Here is a 25,093-nt window from a genome sequence, read left to right as displayed (position 1 = left end):
GTTCATAATTATCTCAGGCTAGTGACCTTCATGAACCTGGAAACTGAAAATGACTCTTTAAGCCTGATATCGTCAGAAGAGGTTCCTATCCATAATTCAAACTCACCGGGCTCTATCACCCAGTTCCAGTCCTTATCCAGAAGCATTAGATCCTGTTCTGTTAGTTCGAATTCAACCGTCTTTTGCTCGCCGGCTTTGATTGCTACCCGTCGGAAATCTTTTAACTGTTTTGAAGCGATTACAACCGAGCTTACTTTATCGCGGAGGTAGATCTGCACCACCTCCTCACCGTCCTTGTTACTGGTATTCCTCAGTTCGAATTTTATCCTGACCGAGATCTTGCTTACGTCTTCCTTCACCCTAACAACCGGATTACTGTATTCGAAACTGGAATAGCTAAGGCCATAGCCGAAACTGTATAAAGGCTTCGCATCGGTCTCGACATAATCGTGCGGTGCAGGGTTTTTGAAATTGTAATAGACGGGAAGCTGGCCGACGGATTTAGGGATTGAGACTGGCAGACGTCCGGCAGGGTTATAGTCACCGAATAGCACATCTGCAATGGCATTCCCTCCTTCCTGTCCGGGGTACCAGGCATCGAGGATTGCGGGCACACTTTCTGCTGCCCAGTTGATATTTAAAGGCCGGCCTTTGATCAGCACCACGATCACCGGCGTACCCGTTTTGACAACTGCCTGCAAGAGTTCCAGCTGCTTTCCTAAAAGGTCGAGGGAGGAGCGGTCAAAGCCTTCGCCGCTTTCCATGTCGGAGACAGCGCCTGTCTTCACAATGGCTGCGCCGGTACTTTGATACTCCGTTTTGAAATCGCGGGCACTCGAGCCGCCTAGTACTACAATTGCTACTTCAGCGTTTCGTGCAGCATCAACTGCGGCAGCGATGTCAGCGGTTGAGGTATCACGGATAGCTGTGCCTTTGGCGTAGGTAACCTTCGTTCCCGTTTGAACTTTCGCCTTAATTCCTTCCAGTACCGTAACAATCGCATCGTCGCTTTGCGGAGCGGTATAGTCGCCCAGCTGGTTGTAAATATTATCTGCATTCGGACCAATAACGGCGATGCTTTTTATCTTTTTGTTGAGGGGCAGAACCTGCTTTTCATTCTTTAGCAGGACGATAGATTGCTGTGCGACTTTGCGCGCAAGTTTGATATGCTCCACGTTACGGACCAGCTTAGCGGCCGCTATCGGGTTCACATAAGGATTTTCGAATAAACCCATGTCGAACTTGATCTTTAACACCCGGCTAACTGCGGTGTCCAGCGCGGCACCTTTCACCAGGCCATCCTTGACTGCCTTGATCAGGGCTTTACCGAAGCCGTAGCCGCTCAAGTCGGCATCGAGTCCGGCATTGATGGCAAGGGCTGCTCCTTCTGCCGGTGTTGCCGCTACCCGGTGACTGGTTACCAATCCGGAGATACTTCCAAGATCAGAAACCGTGAAGCCTTTAAAATTCCATTGCTCCCGGAGGACTTCAGTCAACAGGAAATGGCTGGCTGTGCAGGGCACGCCGTCAACAGAGTTGTAGGCAGTCATTACAGATAATGCGCCTGCTTTTACAGCTGCCTGGAACGGCGGCAGATAAGATTGGTATAGTTCGCGTTTGCCGACTGAAATGCTTCCGCCGTTATGCCCGCCTTCGGGGTTGCCGTAGGCGGTAAAATGCTTGAGGGTGGAAACGACGTTCCTGCCGCTCTTCAGATCGCTGCCCTGGAAGCCTTTAACCATGGCCTCTCCCATCCTGCTATTCAGTACAGGGTCTTCGCCGTAGGTTTCTTCCAGCCTTGACCAGCGTGGCTCACGGGCGAGATCAAGTACGGGGCCGTAACCTAGATGCGCGCCCTGCGAGCGCGCTTCGGCAGCTATCACCGCGGCCATTTCCCGGATTAAAGCGGGGTTCCAGGTGCTGCTCTGGCCGATGGAAGTTGGAAACACGGTGGTGCCGATCGCCATGTGACCGTGCGGGCATTCCTCCGACAAAAGCATGGGTATGCCTAACCTGCTATTCTCAATAGCGTATTTCTGTATGGCATTGGTGGCTTCCGCGGAAAGTTCCGGGGTTAGGCCCGTAGCCAGTGTTTTCTGCGTCCATGGGTCGGCTCTGAGCGTTGCCCAGAGCATACCGATATGATCTTCCTGAATCGCTTTTTTAAACTTATCGCTCGCGGTCACCTTCTTATCCGTTTTGGTGTACATCTCCCAGCCTAAAAGGGTGGATAGCTGACCTGCCTTTTCCTCCAGGGTCATACGGCTCAGCAAATCATTGATTCGCTCGGAAGTTGGCCTTTTAGAATCTTTATATTCCGGTTTCTCCGGGCCCTGCTTAGTGGCAGTGGCCGTTTTTTGCTTTTGTGAAAAACCAGGCTGCGCAAAGAAAAAAAGTGCAATAACCGGAAGGGTGAAGAAGATTGCTTTGGACATTTTCTATTTATCGCAGTTCAGAATAAGGACGGTCGGCCGGTTTAACTCCCCAGGTAGCAGATGGCTTAGGCCCCATTACGATTTCCATTGTTCCGCCTTTTACGAGATCCCGGTGAAGAAAATAAGATTTGGTATAAGGCTTCTTGTTGAAGGTGATCCTTTGAATATACTTATTCTTGCCGGAGTTGTTCTTGACGGTGACTATGAATTTTTTTCCACCGGCCACGGTTAATGTCGCTTTATCGACTTCGGGGCTGCCGAAGATGTACATGCCGTTGGCTGGGTTAAGGGGATAGAATCCCATAGAAGAAAAAATGTACCACGCGGACATTTGCCCTACATCCTCGTTTCCGCTCAAGCCGTCGAACTTGTCTGTGTACAGGCTGTCCATGATATGTCGTACTTTATCTGCGGTCTTCCATGGCTGACCTACGAATGAATACATATAGGTGATGTGGTGGCTTGGTTCGTTACCGTGTGCGTATTGTCCGATTAGTCCGCTGATGTCCGGTGAAGCGTCTTTCCCAAGGTCACCTTCCGCTATAAAAAGGGAATCCAGTTTAGTGGTAAAGCGCTTTTCGCCGCCCAGCTGTTCGATTAGTCCTTCCACATCGTGAGGAACCAGCCAGGTGTACTGCCAGGCATTCCCTTCGGTAAAGTCGTTCTTCATGTGCACCGATTCGAAAGGATTGAAAGGTGTACGCCACTGGTTTTCGGAAAGACGACCGCGGACAAAACCTGCTTTAGGATCATAATAATTCCGGTAATTCTGACCTCGTTTATTGAAGTAAGCATAATCATCCTGGTTACCTATCCTCTTTGCTACCTGGCCAACACTCCAGTCGGCTATTGCATTCTCCAGTCCAATAGCTACCGATTCAACGGTACTGTCTGCCGGGATATAACCCAGCTTCTTAACATGCTTAAGCCCGCGCTCATCCAGCATGGCGCTTTTCTTCATTGCTTCAAAAGCCAGGTTCTTGTCAAAGCCTGTGAAGCCTTTCAGGTAAGCGTCGGCCAGAACTATCAGGGCGGGATTGCCCACCATGGTGTTGGTTTCATTACCCATCAGATGCCAGATAGGTAACTTGCCCTGCTGCTGGTAGATGGCCAGCATCGAGCTGATCATATCATTGACCTTCTCGGGCTGCAGTATGGTAAATAAGGGGTGTGCGGCGCGGTATGTATCCCACAAAGAATAAGTGGTGAGGTTGGTAAAACCTGCATTCTTGTAGACCTTCTTATCAGTCCCGAGATAGTCGCCGTTATGATCATTGAATGTGGAGGGCGCGATCATGGTGTGATACAAAGCCGTATAGAATTTGCGCAGAGTTTTTGCATCTCCTGTTTCGATCGTGGCCTTTTGTAATTCCTTGTTCCAGGAAGCATCCGCCTGATTTACCACCTGCTGGAAGTTCCAGCCGGGTATTTCAGCTTTGATGTTCATCGCTGCGTTCTCTGAGCTAAACGGGGAGATCCCTACCTTAACCCGGATGACCTCATTAGCTGACGTAGTGAAATTAGCCACACCTTTCACCCGGCGTCCCTTTAAAGCGATGCCTTGACTAAGGGCTGAGCTGTCCTGCAGCGTGAAACTTCTGATTGGTTTAGAGAAAACAGCATGAAAATAAATGCGCTGGTCGGTTGCCCAGCCCCTTGAATAGCGATATCCTGCAATGGTGGTATCGTTAAGCTTCTCTATGAATGTTTCTGTTGGGACATCCCATCCAATCCCAGGTTGCAGGTCGATAATAATCTTTGCACCCTCTGCCTTTGGGAAAGTATACTGGTGGAAGCCTACCCGGTTTGAAGCGGTTAGTTCGGCTTTGATGTTATATCTTTTCAGGCGAACTGAATAATAACCCGGACTTGCTTTCTCTTCCTCGTGTGAGAATAGGGAGTAATATCCCGTTTCTGGCTTATTGAGGAGACCCTTCCAAATCTTTACGTCACCGGTAGCCGGCATGAGGGAGATATCGCCGAGGTCACCGATCCCTGTTCCGCTAAGGTGCGTGTGCGAAAAGCCAATGATGGTAGAGTCGGAATAGTGATAGCCGGAACACCAGTCCCAGCCCTCTGTTAGGTTGGTCGGACCGAGCTGAACGGCTCCGAAGGGCACGTTGGCGCCCATGAACACGTGACCGTGACCGCCCGTTCCAATATATTGATCAACGTGCTGGGTCAATTTGGCCTTATTGTTAGTATTTGTTGTCTTTGTTTGTGCAAGGCTGATTCCGCATACCATGAAGGTCAGTGCGCAGATGAAGCCGGTTTTCAAAAGGTTATTCATCAATTAAAATTAAGATTTAATATTTACAGAAGCGGTTTCCAGCGCCTTTAGTACATCTGGGGATACATCTCCGAACAGGGATATGCCCTTAGCGCCATTACGAAGCGCGTATTCCATACCAGCCTGTATTTCTTTGGTGTCTTTAAAATCAGGAAGGTAGATACCGGCATACAATGGAAAACGGCCGTCGAGCGCTTTAACACCTTCGGCAACTGCATCGCCAATCCAGGCTACCGGTTCCTTGTAGAAACCATGATAGATCATTGGACAGATCCCGGTAAGATTCCAGTTCACCCAATCCTGGCGGACATTACGCTTTGCTACTTCAGGAGTGGGAAATACGGCGGCTGTAATTTGTTTCTTATGGCTCCGGGCAACTTCCGATAGCTGGTTCACAAGGGAGGTAATGGCGTTGTAACGGAACAAGCGCCAGGAAAGGTCAGCTTCAGGAAATTCGACCGCTTTGATATCCTTTCCACGCCATTCCTTGAATTTAGCCTGGCAAACTTCGCAGTAGCAGTAATCGTATTCAGGCAGTTCGCGGGTCTGCTCGATCTTATAGTTTGCCCAAAGATTCACTGGGAGGATCACATCGCAGAAGCGTACATAGTCCAAATGAATGCCGTCGACATAGTCTTTGCTTAGGATGTTTTTTACGTCGTCGGCGAGGTATTGGTGAACTTCCGGGCGTGAGGGACACAGCCAGCGGTAATAGTTAACGTAGGGTGGTTTATCCGAACAGGATTCTCCCTTGCGGTTTACTGCATACCATTCCGGATGTGCCTGAAGCAATGATTTCTCGCCCCTATTGGTGGTCCACATCCAGCGATGTGCTTCGAGTTTCTGTGCTTTTGCTGCACGGAAATGCTTTTCGCTGTCGGCCTCGAAGAATATTCCCCGGATACCAGCTCGGTGATATTGTTTATACCGGGTCTCCAGATCTACCGCGCTATCCTTCGAATCGGGGTTCACCCAGACCCAGTGTTTCCAGTGGCCAGATTCCTTATTTTGTGCGATCATGGCATTACCCGTCAGGGGCAGGACCGATGCGGACACACCGGCGATCAGACTGGTTTTTACAAAGTTTCTTCTGCTTGTCATAAGTCGTGTTGATTATTGAACGTGACCGTCATGGTCAATACTTAACGTTTGTTTATCTTCTGAATTGATACTGGCCCTGAACTGGTTTCCAGCAGACTTCATCTGTAGGGTATGCATGGTGTTCTCTACTATAATCTTTGGATCAATTCCTAACTGTGCTAAGGAAGAAGCATAGAAATTGTTCTTTCTTCGAAATTCCTTTTGTCGATAATAAACCAGCCATAGGTAGCTCCTGATCTTTTCAGAAACAGGAAGCTGAAAGGACGAATTGCTACTTCCCGGATCTTTCATCGTAAAGTTTAAATAGCCCCAGCGCTCCGGGTAATGCATATTAACTACTCCTTGCGGCGACCAGACCCAATTGCGCTCTGGAAGAGTTTTTCCTTTGCCATCCTGCTTCTTTGTGTAGACGCCAGCTTGTATTTCCGTATCCCATTGCACCCGTGAAAAGTTCACACGCCAGAAGTCGCCTTCACGGGGAATCTTCACGTGGTTACCGATCGACAGCGCTTTGAACGGGATGGCCATCTCCACCGTCCATGATGAATCGAGGTCAGACGGATTGTTAAGGGTTCCGTTGATCTTCACTTTTGATACTAATCCGGGTGCATTCCAGCTCATCAGCACGGAACCGCCGTTGCGATAGGGTTTTGGAATAAAAAGGTCGAGGAGCGTATTCAGTGCATTAACCTCGATCTCGAAATAATCGTGGGCATTGTTGTCGGGGTCGATAAAAACTTCAAAGTCATTGTCATAATAGATAATGTCGTCATGGTTTTTGAGACCGCCCCAAATATGTGGTTCTTCGAGCTCTGCGGCGATGTAAAGAAATGACTTATCCCAAAGCATTTTGACCCTGGTACTATGAGCAGGCTTAGGCTTCTTGTCGCCTTCAATATCTTCAAACAGATCAGTCCACACCGCCTTTTCCCAGACCTTGTCTTTAATCTCACCGTCAAGAACGGGTGGGACCGCCGCAAAAAGTGTTGTATAACTCTTAGGCGTAATAAAAAGGGGTTCAAGGCCCAAAAAGGAAGTCTGACTTCTGCCCGGCGATGGCAGAGCCAAGATTAGAATCACTATAATAATGATGAGCTTTGATAGGCTGAAAGGGGTATAAATATATCGCATCAGGGAAATTTTGATCTGCGGCAAATAACAAATTAAGTTCTACATTGCTGTAATCGAAAAAGCTAATGCAGGTAGCTTTTTGTTAGCAATATCTGCAGGCAGCCATACTCTTACCTTTTCACCATCCTTCTGCCACTTCATTGTTTTTCCATTCTGAAGAAGGGTGACCTTACTCCCCTTTGCAGGCAGGTTTCCTTCCCATTCGATAATCTTTGATACGGATTTACCCTCCGGCAAACAAACCAGCGCATACTTAGTTTTTCCATCCTTGCTCTGTGTAAACCAAGTATTGCCGCTCTGATATTGCTTTGTTGCGCGTGTACTATATATGGCTTCAGCATTTATACTTAACCATTCGCCGATTTCTTCAAGCCGGGTGATCACTACCGGTGGCAGGGTGCCGTCTGGTTTCGGTCCAACACCAAGAAGCAGGCTTCCGCCCTTCGCGGTCACTTCGATTAAAGAATGAATAACCTTTGCGGCTGATTTATACTGATCGTTGGGAACAAATCCCCAGGCTCCACCTAGTGTCATACAGCTTTCCCAGGGATATTCAAGCTGCTTTTCAGGGATTTTTTGTTCAGGCGTCTGGTAATTTTCATAGGGTCCGTGTACGGTACGGTCAACCATAAGGATGCCGGGTTGTGCCTTTCTTGCCATCTCAGCGATCTTCGGCATATCAACTTCCTGGCTGAACTCAGGGATCGGAGCTCCCCATGCAAGAACTTCCTCATTTACCGTTTCTTTAGGCCTCACCCAGCCGCCGTCTAACCATAAGATATCAACCGAACCATAATTATTCATCAATTCGCTAATCTGGTTAAAAGTAAAAGCTTTAAACCTATTCCAGCGTTCAGGGTGTTTGCGAATATCATAGTTGACATTCCGGTTAGGTGTTGCATACTTAGGCCACCAGAAGTCTTTGGAATGCCAGTCAGGTTTAGAAAAGTATGCTCCGATCATAAAGTCTTGCTTTCGGAAAGCATCAAACACATATTTAGCTATGTCCGCTCGTGGGTTATCCTTAAAAGGTCCCTTAGCAATACTATAGTCTGTCTGTTTTGTATCAAACATATTAAAACCGTCGTGATGCTTGGTGGTAAATACCATATAGCGCATCCCAGCATCCTTGCCTGCCTTGGCCCATTGCTCGGGGTTGAAGTTGACCGGGTTAAATTTTTCACTCAACCCCCAGTACCAATCCTTAAACTGCGGATAGGTCATTGAACTATCCCGATCAATCCAGTCTTCGGAGCATAAAGCCCACGACTCGATCATTCCCGGTACTGCATAAACACCCCAATGAATGATCATCCCAAACTTTTGGTCCTGCCATTTATCGAGCTTCTCTCTTACCGCGGGATCTTTGGGCCATTCGTAAGTGGAAGATTGACCGTGGACATTTGGTTGTGCTGTTGATTGATTTTTTGCCATACCTATAAGCAAAGTAACAGTCAGGAGAACGGCTTTTAGTGACTTCATAGCATTATTTTAGACTTAGATACTTCTTCGTTTATGTGTAATGTAATATTAGCAATTATAAATAGAACAGGTTACTTTTTAATTTTTTTTAAAAAGTTTGCTGTTATTTAAAAAAGTGCATCTATATTTAGAAAACAATTAATAACTTTTCTATTGTATAACGCCGATAACGATTCAGAAAAAGGGACAGCTCAGATAAAGTCTGATCGGTTAAAACAGCGAATTTTAAAGGAGCTTTATTTTGATAAAGTTTTGTCATGTGCCGATCTGAGTGTGCGTATTAAAAAAAGCCTTCCTATTGTTGCTAAGTCCATTAATGAGTTAATCTCTGATAAATACATCACCGAAGTTGGCCAGGGGCCGTCCAGTGGTGGCCGTCGCCCGGTCATGTATTCACTTCGTCCGCACGAGAAACTAATTGTCGCCGTGGCAATGGATCAGCTTTCTACGCGAATTGTCATCTATGACCTGATGCATAACCAGGTTTCTGATATTGAAATGATCGAACTGGAGCTTAATAATTCGACCGCGTTACCCCGACTAGTCAAACTCATAAATACCTTCATCCAAAAGTCTGGATTTCAAAAAGAAAATATTATCGGTGTTGGAATCAGCATGCCCGGTTTTGTCAATGTCAAGAAAGGAATTAACTATTCATTTTTGGATGCTGGCGGGCAGAGCCTGCAAAAACATATCTCCGAAAAGATCGATCTGCCGGTTTATATAGATAATGACTCCTGCCTTATAGCCCTGGCAGAACTCAAGTTTGGAAAAGCAAGGTCTAAACAGAACGTCATGGTCATCAACGTTGCCTGGGGCATTGGGCTTGGGATGATCCTGAATGGGGAGATCTTCCGGGGACATAGTGGATTTGCCGGAGAATTCAGTCACATACCGACGTCGAATGAAGGCCATTTGTGTAGCTGCGGAAAAAGAGGGTGTCTGGAAACAGAGGCTTCCCTTGTAGTTGTTGCCAAACGGGCAATTGAAGGAATAAAGGAAGGCCGCGTATCCAGCCTTCAGCATGAGCTGAACGACCATTCTAAATTACCCGGCGACCTGGTGATGGAAGCGGCGAATAAAGGTGATCAGTTTGCTATTGAGCTTCTTTCGCAGGCGGGTTATGCCATCGGAAAAGGCCTGGCTGTATTAATACATATACTCAATCCATCGGCCATCATCCTGAGTGGCAGAGGCGCTGTTGTTGGGAAGATTCTGTCGGCCTCCATCCAACAGTCCTTGCATAAATATGCTATTCCTCGCTTAGCCGAAAGTACAGAACTACAAATATCTCAGTTAGGTTCAGATGCAGCCCTCATCGGGTCGGCTGCGCTGGTCATGGAATATGTAGGAAAATCAAACCCGAAAACAGAAGCTACAGTTTAAACTACCATTAGTACACACTTAAAATAAATAACCCAATGCAACAACCCAGCTTAACTAATCAGAAATCATGAAAAGAACACTACTTGTTTTTTTACTTATCCTCGGGTGGACCCTGGGATATGCTCAGGTCCGGCAAACCATCACCGGAACTGTTAAAGACGCTAAGGGTGAGGCACTACCCGGAGTGAGTATCCTTGAAAAAGGTACAACTAACGGTGTGCAGACCCAGGCGAATGGCACTTTCAGTATCACTGTTGCTGCTAATGCAACCCTCCGCTTTACCTACGTCGGTTATACCACGAAAGAGGTACCTGTTGGAAGTAGCAGCACTATCAACGTTACCCTCGCAGAAGACACAGAACTTCTGAGTGAGGTAGTCATCACGGGATTCGGCCAGGCAACCGAAAAAAGAAAATTGTCATCTTCTGTTACAGAAGTTAAGGGCGAAGAACTTACCCGGGCCAACAGTGCAAACATCGTGAACTCATTGCAGGGTAAAGTAGCCGGTGTGATGATCAATCAGGGCGCCAGCGGACCTCAATCATCTTCTAAGATCAGAATTCGTGGAAATGCATCCCTGGGAAGCAACACACAGCCTTTGGTGGTGCTTGACGGAGTTTTGATCGAGCCGGGTACCACGGGTGCTGATTCATGGGGAGACAATGCCGACTTTGGCAATACCCTGAAAAATCTTAATCCTGATGATTATGAAAGTATCTCCGTATTAAAAGGTGCTGCTGCGTCCGCTCTTTACGGATCAAAAGCTCAGAACGGTGTACTGTTAATCAGCACGAAAAAAGGAAAGACCACCAATGGCTTAGGTGTAAGCATTGCCCAAACATCTTCTTTTGACGATCCGTATAAACTGGTTAATTTCCAGAATGAATATGGCGGTGGTATTTCACCGGTATTTGAAAAAGATGCAGCTGGAGTTGATATGGTATCAAACATTGCCAACATCAACCAGGGCGGTTATTCATTTGGTCCTCGTTTCGACGGCCGGATGGTAAAAGACCTGGACGGAAAAATGAGACCATGGTCTGCTAACAACCCGCTTGACTTCTTTGAAACCGGGAAATTCATTAATACCAACGTAGCAGTAGAGGGAGCCAGCGACAACACGACGTTCCGTTTATCGTACACTAATCTGGATAACCCAAGTATTCTTCCGGGCAATGAGCTTAAGAGAAATACGTTTGCTATCCGCGCTACTCAAAAGGTATCCAAATCTATCTCCCTTGATGCCAGCGTTAACTACACGCTTTCTAATTCGTTAAATCCGGGTCGTCAGGGAAGCCGCAACAATCCGCTGTTTGCGTTTACGTACTACATGCCGAGAAATGCTGACATCACTTACTACACACAGAATTACATCAACCCAGTAACTGGTGGTGCACTTAGCTCAAGCGAAGCAGATCTTTATGATCCATATCGTCTGGGAAGCTGGGCATTTGACTTTTTTGAAGATAAAAGATCTCAAAAAGAGAACAACCTGCTGGCAAACCTTGACGTGAATTTCCAACTTACCCCATGGCTGTCTGCTTTGGTAAAAGCCAACACCAATTCATCCGGCACTAATTATGAGCGCAGAAAGCTGGGTCGCGGAATTAACTTTCAGGGCGGTGACTACCAGATCACGCAATCAACCAACAGGTCATACCGTGTACAAGGTTTGTTAAACGCTAATCGGAAACTAACAGACGACATCGAAGCTACCCTATCTGTAGGGGGAGAGACATACCAGTTTAATGTGAACGGTTCAGGCTATTATAATGAATCATACACTACAGGCGGATTCAAAATTCCGGGTGTTTTTGCTATATCGAATTCTGTTAATCCTGCGATTACCAGGGCTTTCCCCAACCCGGGACGGAGAACAGATGCACTGTATGCTTATGGTGATTTTACCTGGAAAAACATGCTGACGCTGAATTACAGCGGTCGTAATGACTGGTCTTCATCATTGACATACAAGGATGGCAGCGGAGATTACTCCTACTTTTACCCAAGTGTAGGTCTTGCATTTGTCGCCAGTGAATTGCCAGCCCTTAAAAACAGCAACGTGATATCTTTTGCTAAATTAAGAGCAGCCCTGGCTTATACAGGTTTGGATGCACAACCACAATTGACCAACAGGGACGGCTATTACAACCTGAATGGTAGTTTCAACAATGCGTCGGGCGGAAATCAGTCCATATATGGCTTTTCTGACCACCTATTAAGAAACATGAATCTGAAAAATCAGCTTACGCGCGAGATTGAAATTGGTACAGATCTCCGTTTCTTAAATAATCGTTTAGGATTTGACGTTTCATGGTACAGAAGAAATTCAACTAACCAGATCCTGAGCTTTAGCTTGCCTTCCGAATCCGGTGTTAACGCTCAGTCACTAAATGCCGGTGATATTCAAAATCAGGGGATCGAGATCCTGATGACTGCCACCCCAGTACAGACCAAGAATTTCAACTGGACTTCCACCATCAACTTTACCCGTAATAAGAATAAAATCATTGCCCTGACACCGGGAGTCGACACCTACGAGCTAGACCTTGCCTTTGGTAATGACATTGCTTCGGTTGCAAAAGTGGGCGGAGAATACGGAACGCTGGTTACTAGCTACGGCTACTCTAACTACCAGAAAAAAGATGCTAGCGGAAATCCTGTTAGTCATCCAAACAATGGGATGAGAGTTTTAGGTAATACCGGTTACGGAACTACAGGTGGCTATTACACATTCGTGAGATCAGGTGATTACAATGGTGAACGTAAAGAATTGGGCACCATGATGGAGAAATTCCTGGCAAGCACTACGCAGGCGGTAAGCTATAAAAATCTAAACCTCAGTTTTCAGGTGGATGCCAAAGTTGGCGGTCTGATGGCTTCCGGCACTCACCAGTACGGTTCTGCTAACGGATCACTGGCAAATTCATTGTTCGGACGTGATGCTGCTTCAGGTGGTGTAACATATGTGGATAATGCAGGCGTAAGTCATGATGATGGTATCATACCTGACGGTGTATTGAATGATGGCTTGTCAGCTCAGAATTCTGCAGGTCAGTCGGTTGATTTAGGAGGAATGACCTATGCGGATGCAGTTCAGCAAGGATTATTGAAACCAATTCCTGCTTATGCTTACTATGAGAATCTTTCACAATGGTCAAGCGGAATCAGAGAATATTCAACATTCGAAAATTCATGGGTTGCGGTAAGAGAAGTGTCTATAGGTTACAGCCTTCCTTCTAAATTAGTGCAGAATCTTAAAATTAATAACTTGAGAGTCGCTCTGACTGGCAGAAATTTAGGATATCTGTATAAAACCGCTAAAGACGGGATCAATCCTGAGGGTATATTCAGTAACCGTGCGGGCGCTTTCGCCGAATACGGTGGCTGGCCTTACGTAAGAAGTCTGGGATTTAACATTCAGGCAGGATTTTAATCATTAAATATTATCAACATGAAGAATAGAAAAAATTATTCAAAATATATTCTCGCTCTGCTTGCGATCCTGCTTACAGGTGTTTCCTGTAAGAAAGAGGCATTCGTCGAGGCAAACCTGAATCCGGAGACACTGTATTCAATCAGTCCTGAAGATCAGTTTTTGAGAGCGGCTACCTATACTGTTATCGACTTTGAGTACTTTGCAGATGTGTACCGTGCTTCAAACTTATGGATGCAGTATGCTACGCCAGCAGCCGGTAACGGATTGAATTTCAATAACGTAGGCTCGCAGTTTAACACCCGGTACGGTCGTTTCTACGGTGATATTGGTCCCGCATTGGTTGATGGAATCAAGAACATCGACGCGATGCCGGAAGCTGAAAAAGCTTCAAGATCTCAGCTACGGGCTATCACTCAGATCCTTCTTTCCTACTATGGCTTTTACGTTAGTGACATCAACGGAAGTATCCCCTATAGCGAAGCCTTCCAGGCACGCTATGGAGGAACTGTTACTCCTAAATATGACACTCAGCAGGAGGTTTTCAGCCTGGTTGACCAGGAGCTGAAAGCATCAGTAGCCGCATTAAAAGCTACGCCTGCCGCTACTCAGGTGAACCTTGGTAATAATGACCCATTCTATAAAGGTGATGTCGTTAAATGGACCAAACTTGCTAATGCATTGCGCTTAAAAGTCGCTCTCAGGATGATCAAAGTCGATCCTGCTAAACTGAAGTCTATCGCAACTGAAGTTCTGGCCGACAACGTTCAGATGTCAGATATCCAGGATTCATGGGATGTTAAAGTTGGGCCAAGTTTTGCAGATGCAAACGGTAACTTTAACCCATCTACCTTTGTTGCCGGAAAACCGGTGGTTGATTTCATGCTTGCCAAAAGCGATCCGAGGTTAAGAATCTACTACAGGCCGAATTCCGCAGGTAACTATGTAGGTAGTTTTACCAGCCCTGATGATGCGAAGGCTCCGCAAAATGCCCCATTATATACATCGATCAACAACATGTCGCAGCTACAGCACCGTCTGTTCACACCAAATTATAATGAGAATGATGGAAACGGAGTGGGCACCGGATCAGGGTTCTATCCTTTTCTGACCTATGCTGAATATTGCTTTATCAGAGCTGACATGGCCGCCAGAGGCGTTACTGCTGACAATACAGAAGAGTGGTATCGCAAAGGAGTATATGCGTCAGTACAGTATTACAATGACCGGGCTATTGCCGCAAAGATCTCTAATTACGCTCCAGTTACCACGGCTGAGATTGATGCTTACTACAATATGGCAGGTGTTAAATTTGATCCGGCTATAGCAGCTCAGCAGATCGGTGTTCAGGCTTACCTGGATTTCTATCGCCAGCCTTTAGAGGCGTGGGCCTGGTGGAAACGCACAGGTTTTCCTAACACAACCTCTGTGCTGGCTTGGTCGCCTTTAAGAGCTAACGGTGGTAACCTTGAGCTTAACAGAAGAGCTGGAATAAACCTGCTGAGTTCTTCCAATCTGAACTTTCAAAATCAGCAGGCAGCGCTTACTCAAATGGCTCAGAATCCTGACTTTGGTCAGGGACCGAATGATCCGTTTGGAAGAGTGTGGTGGGATAAAAAATAATGGTTAGTTTAGTTAATGATTAGTGACGAACTCCCGGCAAATGCCGGGAGCTTCGTTTTTTTATTGAAATGAACATCAGGATTTAATACTTTTATAAGAGTATTTTGCATATCGAATATGAAAAGTAAATGGTTGTTCCTGTGTTTTATTTGTTTCGTGTGGTATCCGGTAAATGCGCAGATCCTCAAGACCGCATCACCGAAGATGATACAGGCTATTAAGCTACGAACAACAGATAATAAACCTTTCTCATTACCCCTAGAAAAACCTGCAGTCTTAATATTCTTATCGCCCGATTGCCCTTTGAGTAAAAACTATGCACCCGTATTAAATGCAATCGCTAAAAAGCATCCCGGGATTAACTTCTTTGGAATTTTCCCCGGTAAAGGTTATTCATCAAAAGAAATTAACGACTATGGAAAAGATTATCGCCTCGTTTTTCCCCTTCTCTCCGACCCCTTAAAACAACTTTCCTCTTACCTGAAAGCAAAGGTCACCCCGGAGGTAGTTCTAATGAATCAACGAGGTATAATCCTTTATAACGGTCTTATTGATAACTGGGCGGTGTCCCTGGGCAAAAAGCGCCAGGTAGTCACAAATCATTACCTGGAAGAGGCCATTAGCAGTTACGAAAGCGGGAGGCAGATCACCGTGAGCCATACAGAGCCGGTAGGCTGTCTGATCAATGATATTTAAATGAAGAAGCTACTCTTACTCCTGTCTGTTTTTATTATTGCTCAGAAAACAGAGTTACAAGCCCAGACCGTCACATTTTACAAAGACGTCGCATCTATTATTCATACGAAGTGTACACCATGTCACCGGCCGGGCGAGGCGGCTCCGTTTCCGCTAATAACCTATGAAGACGTAGTCAAAAAGGGAAGCTTTGTCAAAAAAGTAACTCAAAGCAGATATATGCCCCCCTGGAAACCGGATAATCATTATTCCACTTTTCAAAATGATAGATCCTTAACCACTGACCAGATTAAAACTATTGCCAAATGGGTAGATGATAAAATGCCAAAAGGCAAATCCGGCAAGCAAGATCAAAATATATTAGCGAAATATCTACCCGGCACACAGTATCCCCGAAAGCCAGATCTCGTTCTGAAAATGGATAAGCCATTTTTAGTTAAGGGTGATAACAAGGAACGGTTCATTGTTTTTAAAATACCTTTTGAACTTGGTCAGGAAGAAAATGTTGAAGCAATAGAATTTACCAGTTCTAATAAGAAAGTCATTCACCATGTAAACTATGGCTTTCATCCCGTCCCTGATACTTCTATTAATTTGTATACAACTATAGACCACATTAACCTAACGGACGATGACCGCAGGAAATACGATCAATATCTTCCTTATAAAAAGGAAATGACTTACTATGCCGGCTGGATTCCGGGAGCTAGTTATGAATCATATCCAAATGCGTTTGGCTGGGTAATGCCCGAAAGAGGTGTCATGTTGCTAACGGTGCATTATGCTCCGGTTGGCAAAGATGAAGAAGATATTTCGGGGGTAAACCTGTTCTTCAAAAAGACGCCGATCAAACGTAAGGTCGGTGTGATCAGTCTTGGATCAGCCGGTATCGGTGAAAAAGAGATCACCCCATACTTCGTCCTTCTTCCCGATTCAATCTCTAAATTCCATCTAAAAATCACAACCCCAAAAGACCAGTCGTTAATGTATGTATGGCCGCACATGCACTACTTGGGCAAAGAATTTAAGGCATTTGCAGTGACACCTGCCGGTGATACCATAAAGCTTGTTCACATCCCCGACTGGGACTTTAGGTGGCAGGAAATATATAAGTTTAAAAAGCTGGTGAAAATACCCATGGGATCAATCCTTACGATCGAAGGAACCTATGACAACACATCAAGTAATCCTGATAATCCTTTTAATCCTCCCCGAATGGTTTTTTCAGCAAACGATATGAAATCAACAGATGAAATGATGACCCTGCTGATGGTTTTTTTACCGTACCAGGAAGGTGACGAAAATATAGACCTTTCAGATTGATGCTGCCAAAATGAATAAAATATTTCTTATACTTTCAGTTATTAGTCTGATGACCGGTTTCGCATCTGCGCAAACGCCCGGAGACCCTCTCTTTACTTTGCTGCCGGGGAAAGAAACCGGAATACAATTTATCAACAAACTGGAAGAGAATGACAGTTTACATGTAATGAATTATGAGTACCTGTACAATGGCAACGGCCTTGGAGTTGCTGATTTTAACAACGACGGGCTGACAGATATTTTTTTTTCATCTAACACCGGTTCTTATAAACTTTATTTAAACAAGGGCGGTTTCAGGTTCGAGGACGCTACGTCGAAAGCAGATGTCAAAGGTAATGGAACATGGGCGACAGGTGTAAGTATAGCCGATGTTAATGGGGACGGGTTACCAGATATTTATGTTTGTCATTCCGGGAAATATGTTCAATCAAAATTGGTTAACGAATTATTTATCCACCAGGGTTTAAAGAACGGGCGGCCCGTATTTAAAGAGATGGCGAAGGAGTACGGCCTTGATGCACCCGGCAGCCAGTCAACACAAGCCGCCTTTTTCGACTATGACCGGGACGGTGACCTGGACATGTTCCTGCTTAACCACTCCAATCATACGTATAATCCGCTCTTGAACACCCGCAAGGTACGCAGCACTTTCAGCGAGAGATTTGGCAACCGTCTGTTTCGTCATGATGTCAAGGATGGTAAATCATTTTTTATAGATGTCACCACCCGGGCGGGAATCGTCAACAACGCCCTGAATTTCGGGCTGAGCGTAACCATAAGTGATTTGAATAAAGACGGTTGGCCGGATATTTTTACGACAAGTGATTACACCGAGCAGGATTACCTTTATCTAAATAACAAGAATGGCACCTTCAAAGAAAGCATTAAAGGTTCAATGGGTCATACATCGAAATTCTCCATGGGGGCTGACATCGCTGACTATAATAACGATGGACTGGCTGATATCATCACTCTTGATATGCTGCCCGAAGATAACCACCGCCAGAAGATGCTAAAAGGCCCTGATGAGTATGATACTTATAACCTGCTGATAGACAGCGGGTATTATCATCAGCAAATGCGAAATATGCTGCAGCTGAATCGCGGAATATCTCCTTTGGGTACCCCCTATTTCAGTGAGATCGGACAACTTGCCGGAATCTCTAATACCGACTGGAGCTGGGCGGCGCTCCTTGCAGACTTCGATAATGACGGATGGAAGGATCTTTTTGTCTCCAATGGCTACCTGAGGGATTTTACTGATATGGATTTCTTAAAATACACGGTTGCGAATGCCCAGTCTGAAGCATTAAAATCAGGTACAGTTAAGTTTAAGACCTTCGACCTGGTTAAAAAGATGCCTTCAAATAAACTGAGTAATTACATTTTTAAAAATAGTGGCAGCCTCACTTTCACAGACAAAAGTAAGAATTGGGGAATTGCCCAGCCAGCGGTCTCGAACAGCGCAGTGTATGCCGATCTTGATAATGATGGTGATCTTGACCTGATCATCAACAACATCAACGAACCGGTGATGGTTTATCGGAACAATTCGGATCAAATTAGAGCCAAAAGCCTCCGGATTAATCTCGTCGGCATCGGTATGAATACTTCAGCTTTTGGGGCAAAAGTATACCTCGAAACCTCGTCCGGTATACAATACCAGGAAAAATACGTTGTGAAAGGGTATCAGTCAAGTGTAGATCCGTTGCTGCTCTTTGGATTAGGGAATGAAACTGTTAAGTCGATAAAGGTTGCCTGGCCGAACGGGAAACAGACGGTGATAGAAACTGTCACTCCTGGTCAGCTACTCACATTAAAAGAAAGCGAGGCTGCCCAAAACGCGGAAGCTGACACCAAACCTGTTCCCCTTTTTAAAGATATCACTGAAGCAGCCGGCTTAAAATTTAAACATACCGAAAACGATTTCATTGATTTCAAAGGAGAGCCGCTGATGCCTTACCAGCTGTCGAAGATGGGGCCGGCTTTAGCAAAGGCAGATGTGAATGGTGATGGTTTTACCGATGTGTTTGTAGGAGGTGCTCTCGGCCAGACAGGACAACTATTCCTGTCAAAAGCTGACGGTAGCTTTGAAGCCTCCCCTGTATACCCCTGGGAAAAAGATGCAGCTTCTGAAGATGTAAACGCCATTTTCTTCGACGCCAATGGCGACAAGAACCAGGACCTCTGGGTCGTTAGCGGTGGCAATGAATATGACAACGGAGCTCCCGAATACCAGGACAGGCTCTATATTGGCGATGGCAAAGGTAATTTCACAAAGGCTGAGAATGTTTTGCCCGCAATGTTAAACAGTAAGCAGGGCATCGCTACCGGTGACTTCGATCACGACGGCGACATTGACATCTTTATCGGAGGCATGGGGTTACCCGGCTCTTTCCCGCTTTCATCACGAAGCTGGCTGCTTAGAAATGATAGCAAAAATAATGAGGTGAAATTCACGGATGTTACAGAAGAATTGGCTCCCGGCCTGTTAAACCCGGGAATGGTTACCTCTGCATTTTGGGTGGATCTCCAGAAAGATGGATTTCCGGAGCTGATTATTGCAGGGCACTGGATGCCTGTTAAGATCTTCAAAAACGGTGGTGGTAAATTTACCGACATCTCTGAAAGTTCTGGCCTGAAGAACACGGATGGACTTTGGTCAGCGCTAGTCCCGATAGATATCAATGGCGATGGTTCGATGGATTTTATCGCTGGAAATGCTGGGCTTAATAGTCAGCACAAAACCACCCACCAGGAGCCTATGACTATATATGCAGCTGACTTTAACAATGATGGTTCAATCGACCCGATACTTACGTATTATATCCAGGGGAAAAACTATCCATATGCTTCGCGCGATGAGTTGCTTGATCAGATCGTGCAGATGCGTAAACGTTTCGTCAAGTACGCGGATTATGCTGACGTCACGATTGATCAGCTTTTTACAAAGCAACAGCTGGAAGATGCTAAAAAGGTTTATTGCATTGAGCTTGCTTCAGGGATTTTTGAAAATGACGGCAAAGGCAATTTTAAGTTTAAGGCTCTGCCTATAGAGGCGCAATTCTCAAGCATTTACGGTGTGTTGACTGATGATTTTAACAAGGATGGTATTAACGACATGTTACTTGCCGGGAATTTCTATCCATACCGGGTACAAGCCGGTAGAGCCGATGCCTCGCTTGGTTTAATGCTGAAGGGAGAAAAGTCAGGGGGCTATAAGCCTGTGTCTGCAAATGAAAGCAATTTATATGTACCAGGCGATGTGCGCGGGATGATCGGCATAAACGACAAGTCAGGCAGGAAGAAAATCGTAATTGTCAAGAACGATGACCTGGTTCAGGTTTTAGATTATTGAACTCAATGAGAATATTTAAAGTACTACTGTTTTTGATCCTGTCCTATTCTTTACCGGCGGCGGCGCAGTGGAAAAAATATGAAACAGATGCAACTGCTCTGCACAGATCCCAAAAAGCGGTTTCCGATGTCATAGTGCATGATGTTTTCTCTCCCCCTGTCGCAAGTCGCATCTTTGCTTATGCAAATATCGCTGCGTATGAAATTCAAGCGAGCCAGAACGTAAAATTCCACTCACTAAGTGAGGTGATTCCGGGATTCGGTAAGATCCCAAAGCCTGCCGACAGCAATAACCTGAGTTATTCACTATCTGCCACCGTTGCTTATTTAAAGGTAGCGAGCAAGCTGGTCTTTTCCGAAGATATGATCAGGGACAGCACCGCAAGTATTCTGCAATGGTATGAATCAAGAGGCTATCCGAAAGAAATAGTACAAAACTCTCTCATTTATGGGCAGACTGTTGCCGACTCGGTGATCTCCTTTTCGCTGAAGGACAATTATCGCGAAACGCGGAGAATGAGACGCTACTCCTATATAAAAAAAGAAGGGAACTGGCACCCTACTCCCCCGGGCTACATGGCCGCAGTAGAACCCAACTGGAATAAAATAAAGCCCCTGATCATGAACACCCCAGATCAGTTCAAGCCTCTGCCTCCTGTTCCGTACAGCACTGACAAAAATAGCGACTTCTATAAAACGGCAAATGAAGTTTATCTTTCCGTTAAAAATATCACTCATGATCAACTCCTGATTGCGAACTTCTGGGACTGCAATCCATTCTACTTGAATACCAGAGGCCATTTAAACTTCGCCACAAAGAAAATTTCTCCCGGTGCTCATTGGCTATCCATCGCAGGAATTGCTACCCGCAGTAAGAATGTGGGCCTAATGGTGGCTTCCGCTGCTTACACCTATACTTCAATCGCCTTATTTGACGCATTTATAAGCTGCTGGGACGAAAAATATCGAAGTAACTACATTAGACCCGAGACCTTCATTAACTCGCATATAGACGAAGGCTGGAAGCCCATCCTTCAAACTCCACCATTCCCCGAATATCCAAGTGGCCATAGCGTAGCATCAACCGCAGCCGCCTCGATATTAACTGCCCTGCTGGGTGATCATTTCACGTTCAATGATAGTACGGAAATCGATTACGGTTTACCAGTGCGTAAGTTCAATTCATTCAATGAAGCAGCTAATGAAGCTGCTATCAGCAGACTATACGGGGGAATTCATTATCGTGAAGCCATCGTCAATGGTCAAACTCAAGGAAAAGCCTTAGGAGAGTTTATTCTGGCTAAGTTGAAAATCAACTCATTGCAATAGCTGTAAATTTTAAAATCAGGCTAAACATAAAAATACTCAGAATATTGACCTAAGCCAATAAACTCCAACACCGCATACTTCAAATCGGGTGCATAATACTTTATTTAGTGATAACGCCTATTTCTCCCGCAGATATCCAGTATTCCTTTTCATTAGCCGCTGATAGGGCTTCCAGTTTAATAAATTGTGTGGAATAAGCCTTATCAAACTTCACCTCCTGTTTTATCGGATTATTTTTGATGTTGCCGAAAGCAGAGTTATTCAACACTTGCGTCCACTGATTTCCATCATCACTTATATAAAAGTTGTATCTATAAATTATTCCGCTGGTGTTGTCATCCTTCCGCGGAGTATAAGAAAAGCCTTTCAATGACAATTTCTCTCCAAGATCAACAGCAATTTCATGGGGATATTTACTGGCACTATCGGTCCAACTAGTCACCCATAAAGTTTTCTCATTCCCGTCAATAGCCTTAGATGCTTCAAAGCCATTCACTCCTCTGTCGGCAGATATTACTTTCCATTTTCTGGGTGCGATATCAAAATCAGCCTGAACTGTTTCACTAGCCTTTGCTCCGTTATCTACAAATGATTTAGCCTTTATCGTACCAGCACTTACCATCGCGAAACTTTGTGTAAATCTGGTGGAATTATATGTTGGCTCCGAACCGTCTGTGGTAAAAGTAATAACAGGGTCATTATTGTCAGCCGATATTGAGACACTACCGTTTTTGTCCCTTGTTATAACCGGTGAGCTAAGCAACTCAGGAGCTCTGAAAACTTGCAGTTCGGATATTACCGGACAAGCGTCGGCTTCCAGAATATTTACACGAACTTTCGATGTTTTAAGTGCCGGGAAAGTGAGTATACGTTTATAGCCAATAGTTGTCTGACGGTCAATCTCGCGGAACTTACTTCCGTCCCAAACCTCAACAGTGAATGAAGCTACCCGTTGGCCTAACGGAATATACTCCTGTAGAACGATCCTGTTGATCTCAACCTGTTTACCAAGATCAAGAGTAAACGATCCTGTTTTTACTTCATCATCAGTGGTCCAATACGTATCGAACTTGCCATCCGTTAGATTTGAGGCAGCAAACAACTTATTGCCACCCCGTACCTTATTTGCTGATGCTGTTTTATTTAATGCAATGTTCGTCTTAAAACTTTCATCTATTAGCTTTCTGAATTCCATTAAACGCAATGAGTCATTCTTATGGATCAGGCCGCGACGATCAACCGGAACATTCAGCAGCAGGTTGGCATTCCGTCCGACTGAAGCATTGTAGATTTTTGATAGTTCGAGCAGTGATTTCACTTTATCGTCTGTCGAAGGACTGTAAAACCATCCCGGACGTATGGAAACATCAGCTTCCGCAGGAATCCACTTGCTCCCGTTTCTATTACCCTGATTCAATACTTGTTGCTTGGGTGCATCTTTCCCCACTCCAAATCCTTCAGTATTGAGCGTACTCCAATTAGTTTCTCCCGCATAACCATTCTCATTTCCATTCCAGCGGCATCCCGGCCCTATGTCACTGAAAATGATCGCATTCGGGTGATGTTTGAAAACTGTACCGTTGAACAACTTCCAGTCGTACTCCTGCACCTTCCCGTTTGGTCCTTCCCCATTTGCTCCATCAAACCACTGTTCAAAGATATCGCCATACTGTGTATGCACTTCCTCTAAGGTTTTTGCAAAAATCTCATTATACTCCGGAGTTCCATACTTTGGGTGGTTTCTGTCCCATGGTGATAGATACATACCCAGCTTCAGACCATATTCTTTACAAGCGGCTGCCAGCTCCTTTAATACGTCTCCCTTACCATCTTTCCATGCGCTTTCGCGAACTGTATGTGTACTGTATTTACTGGGCCAGAGACTGAACCCGTCATGATGTTTGGCAGTAATAATAATAGCTTTCATGCCTGCAGCCTTTGCTGTTCGTGCCCACTGCCTTGCATCCAGGCTAGTAGGATTAAACACCTTTGGATCTTCATCGCCATGCCCCCATTCCTTATCTGTAAATGTATTAGGACCAAAGTGGATGAACATATAATATTCCAACTGCTGCCACTTGACTTGTGCCGGGCTAGGTAGTGCACCGTAGGGAGCGGGTGCAGTTACTTTCTTTGACTGGCCTGCTGCTGATATACCGCAAGCAAGTAAAAATAATAATAAACCGGATCTGAGAAATGCACTACGAAACATGGCAAAGAATTTACGTTCTAAATTTGATTAACCGGCTTTTCATCTTTTTGAGCAGCATGACTGGCAGTTAATTATACCCGTTGGAAGCGCTCAACTCTGTCGCTAAAGCTCTGGAAATGATAATTTTAATAAAGACTGTTAATCACATGATAGCAAAGAACGGATTTTTTCGAATATCTGATTATATGAAATTGCCTGACTAATAAACGATTTTGCCCCCGAACAGCATAGATATGGTTTAACTTAAACACTTACAGAGTCGCCAGAGTTATGTTGTCAACATACTGACCATAGGTTTGCTTGTAGAGTACCTTGTTTTCAATCGACTTTATAACTGCTGAACCAAAGTCCACGTCATTCATTCCGGATATCATATTCAAGGCTCCCGGACTAAATACATTCACTTCCATTAGCTTATCACCCACAATATCCACTCCTACCAGGAACATACCATCCTGAACCAGTTTAGGCTTCAGGATCTGCACAAGGTCCAGCATCTCCTGGTCCACTTCTGCCAAAACTCCTTTACCTCCCGCATGAATGTTGCTTCTAATATCACCCTCCTTGTTAACCCGGCGCATAGCAGCATATTTGCCGTTTATTTCCAAAGGCAATCCGTTCATCAGAAAAAATCGTGTGTCGCCATCTTTAGCCTTTGGTAAATACTCCTGAGCGATTACAAAACCATCGTTGGAGATGGCTTCAATGATCTGGTTCATGTTAGCCTTTGAATTTTTATCTACTATAAAAACGTTCTTACCACCCGATCCCTGCAAAGGCTTTAGAATAATTTGCTGCTTCTGCTCTTCAAAAAACTCCTCTATTTCCTTAATCTCACGGGTAATAATAGTTCGCGGTCTCAGTATTTCCGGGAAGTGCTGGAAATACATCTTATTGATTGCATTAGAAAGACTTTCCGGATGGTTTAAAACGATCACCCCGTCGCGCATGGCAATTTGCCCAAAAATATACGGTGCATTTTGCGCCCAGTTTCTATTATTAATATCTTCTGAAGGATCGTTTCGAAGGTATAGTACATCCAGATCTGCCGAACTTAATCTAACCGGCTCTGAGCTTTCGAGTGCTTTAAAAAACGTCTCATTACTTTTGAAGGTATGATCACCTGGGGTGCGGGCCCGCGCCTGCATATGACCGTCTGGAGAATATCCAAGATCACCTACTCCTATTATATATACTTTATGGCCCCTTTTATGAGCGGTTAAAGCCAGATAGATTGTTGTAAAGTTGGCCTTTTCTGTTTTAATGTCGTTAATGACGAAAGCGATTTTCAT

14 protein-coding genes are annotated in these 25,093 nt (G+C 45.1%); 7 read left to right on the top strand and 7 right to left on the bottom strand.

Annotated features, from left to right (window positions below; all coding sequences use genetic code 11):
* Positions 1–8: 8 nt before the first annotated feature.
* The 5 genes from AC1MCB_RS02290 to AC1MCB_RS02270 are packed head-to-tail and all read right to left on the bottom strand — an operon-like array spanning position 9 to position 8,439.
* Positions 9–2,435, bottom strand: coding sequence for a glycoside hydrolase family 3 N-terminal domain-containing protein (locus tag AC1MCB_RS02290; RefSeq protein WP_479967131.1), 2,427 nt, complete (start codon positions 2,433–2,435; stop codon positions 9–11).
* A 7-nt stretch (positions 2,436–2,442) separates the two neighbouring features.
* On the bottom strand, positions 2,443–4,725 hold the full coding sequence (locus AC1MCB_RS02285; protein ID WP_479967130.1) for a GH92 family glycosyl hydrolase: 2,283 nt from the start codon (positions 4,723–4,725) through the stop codon (positions 2,443–2,445).
* 9 nt (positions 4,726–4,734) lie between these two features.
* A complete protein-coding gene (locus tag AC1MCB_RS02280; RefSeq protein ID WP_479967129.1) occupies positions 4,735–5,826 on the bottom strand; it encodes a family 10 glycosylhydrolase in 1,092 nt (363 codons plus the stop codon).
* 12 nt (positions 5,827–5,838) lie between these two features.
* Positions 5,839–6,957, bottom strand: coding sequence for a carbohydrate-binding family 9-like protein (locus tag AC1MCB_RS02275; protein WP_479967128.1), 1,119 nt, complete (start codon positions 6,955–6,957; stop codon positions 5,839–5,841).
* 39 nt (positions 6,958–6,996) lie between these two features.
* On the bottom strand, positions 6,997–8,439 hold the full coding sequence (locus tag AC1MCB_RS02270) for an alpha-L-fucosidase (RefSeq protein WP_479967127.1): 1,443 nt from the start codon (positions 8,437–8,439) through the stop codon (positions 6,997–6,999).
* A 153-nt stretch (positions 8,440–8,592) separates the two neighbouring features.
* On the opposite strand from AC1MCB_RS02270, the gene AC1MCB_RS02265 reads away from it, so the two are divergent.
* From AC1MCB_RS02265 to AC1MCB_RS02235, 7 genes are all read left to right on the top strand, one after another.
* Positions 8,593–9,825 carry an ROK family protein gene (locus AC1MCB_RS02265; protein WP_479967126.1) on the top strand — a complete coding sequence of 411 codons (1,233 nt, stop codon included), beginning with the start codon at positions 8,593–8,595 and terminating at the stop codon, positions 9,823–9,825.
* Positions 9,826–9,892: 67 nt separating this feature from the next.
* Positions 9,893–13,261 (top strand): SusC/RagA family TonB-linked outer membrane protein, encoded by a 3,369-nt coding sequence (locus AC1MCB_RS02260; protein WP_479967125.1) that lies wholly within the window; start codon positions 9,893–9,895, stop codon positions 13,259–13,261.
* A gap of 18 nt (positions 13,262–13,279) precedes the next feature.
* Positions 13,280–14,884, top strand: a complete 1,605-nt coding sequence (locus tag AC1MCB_RS02255; RefSeq protein ID WP_479967124.1) for a SusD/RagB family nutrient-binding outer membrane lipoprotein — start codon at positions 13,280–13,282, stop codon at positions 14,882–14,884.
* Positions 14,885–15,001: 117 nt separating this feature from the next.
* Positions 15,002–15,580, top strand: a complete 579-nt coding sequence (locus AC1MCB_RS02250; RefSeq protein ID WP_479967123.1) for a redoxin domain-containing protein — start codon at positions 15,002–15,004, stop codon at positions 15,578–15,580.
* The gene (locus AC1MCB_RS02245) at positions 15,581–16,903 is read left to right on the top strand and encodes a cytochrome c (protein ID WP_479967122.1); all 1,323 of its coding nucleotides are present in this window, start codon (positions 15,581–15,583) and stop codon (positions 16,901–16,903) included. It abuts the gene before it with no gap.
* A 10-nt stretch (positions 16,904–16,913) separates the two neighbouring features.
* Entirely contained in the window at positions 16,914–20,261 is a 3,348-nt protein-coding gene (locus AC1MCB_RS02240) for a VCBS repeat-containing protein (protein WP_479967121.1), read from the top strand.
* A 5-nt stretch (positions 20,262–20,266) separates the two neighbouring features.
* On the top strand, positions 20,267–21,589 hold the full coding sequence (locus tag AC1MCB_RS02235) for a vanadium-dependent haloperoxidase (protein ID WP_479967120.1): 1,323 nt from the start codon (positions 20,267–20,269) through the stop codon (positions 21,587–21,589).
* A gap of 100 nt (positions 21,590–21,689) precedes the next feature.
* Here AC1MCB_RS02235 and AC1MCB_RS02230 read toward each other — a convergent pair whose 3' ends face one another.
* Together AC1MCB_RS02230 and AC1MCB_RS02225 are read right to left on the bottom strand one after the other, a co-directional pair.
* Positions 21,690–23,801: a discoidin domain-containing protein gene (locus tag AC1MCB_RS02230; protein WP_479967119.1), complete on the bottom strand. Its 2,112-nt coding sequence runs from the start codon at positions 23,799–23,801 to the stop codon at positions 21,690–21,692.
* Positions 23,802–24,052: 251 nt separating this feature from the next.
* Positions 24,053–25,093, bottom strand: coding sequence for a glutathione synthetase (locus AC1MCB_RS02225; protein WP_479967118.1), 1,041 nt, complete (start codon positions 25,091–25,093; stop codon positions 24,053–24,055).

It is taken from the genome of Daejeonella sp. AP26, from assembly GCF_056680515.1.
Note: the sequence above shows the minus strand (reverse complement) of the source record. Positions and strands in the feature narration are given on the sequence as shown.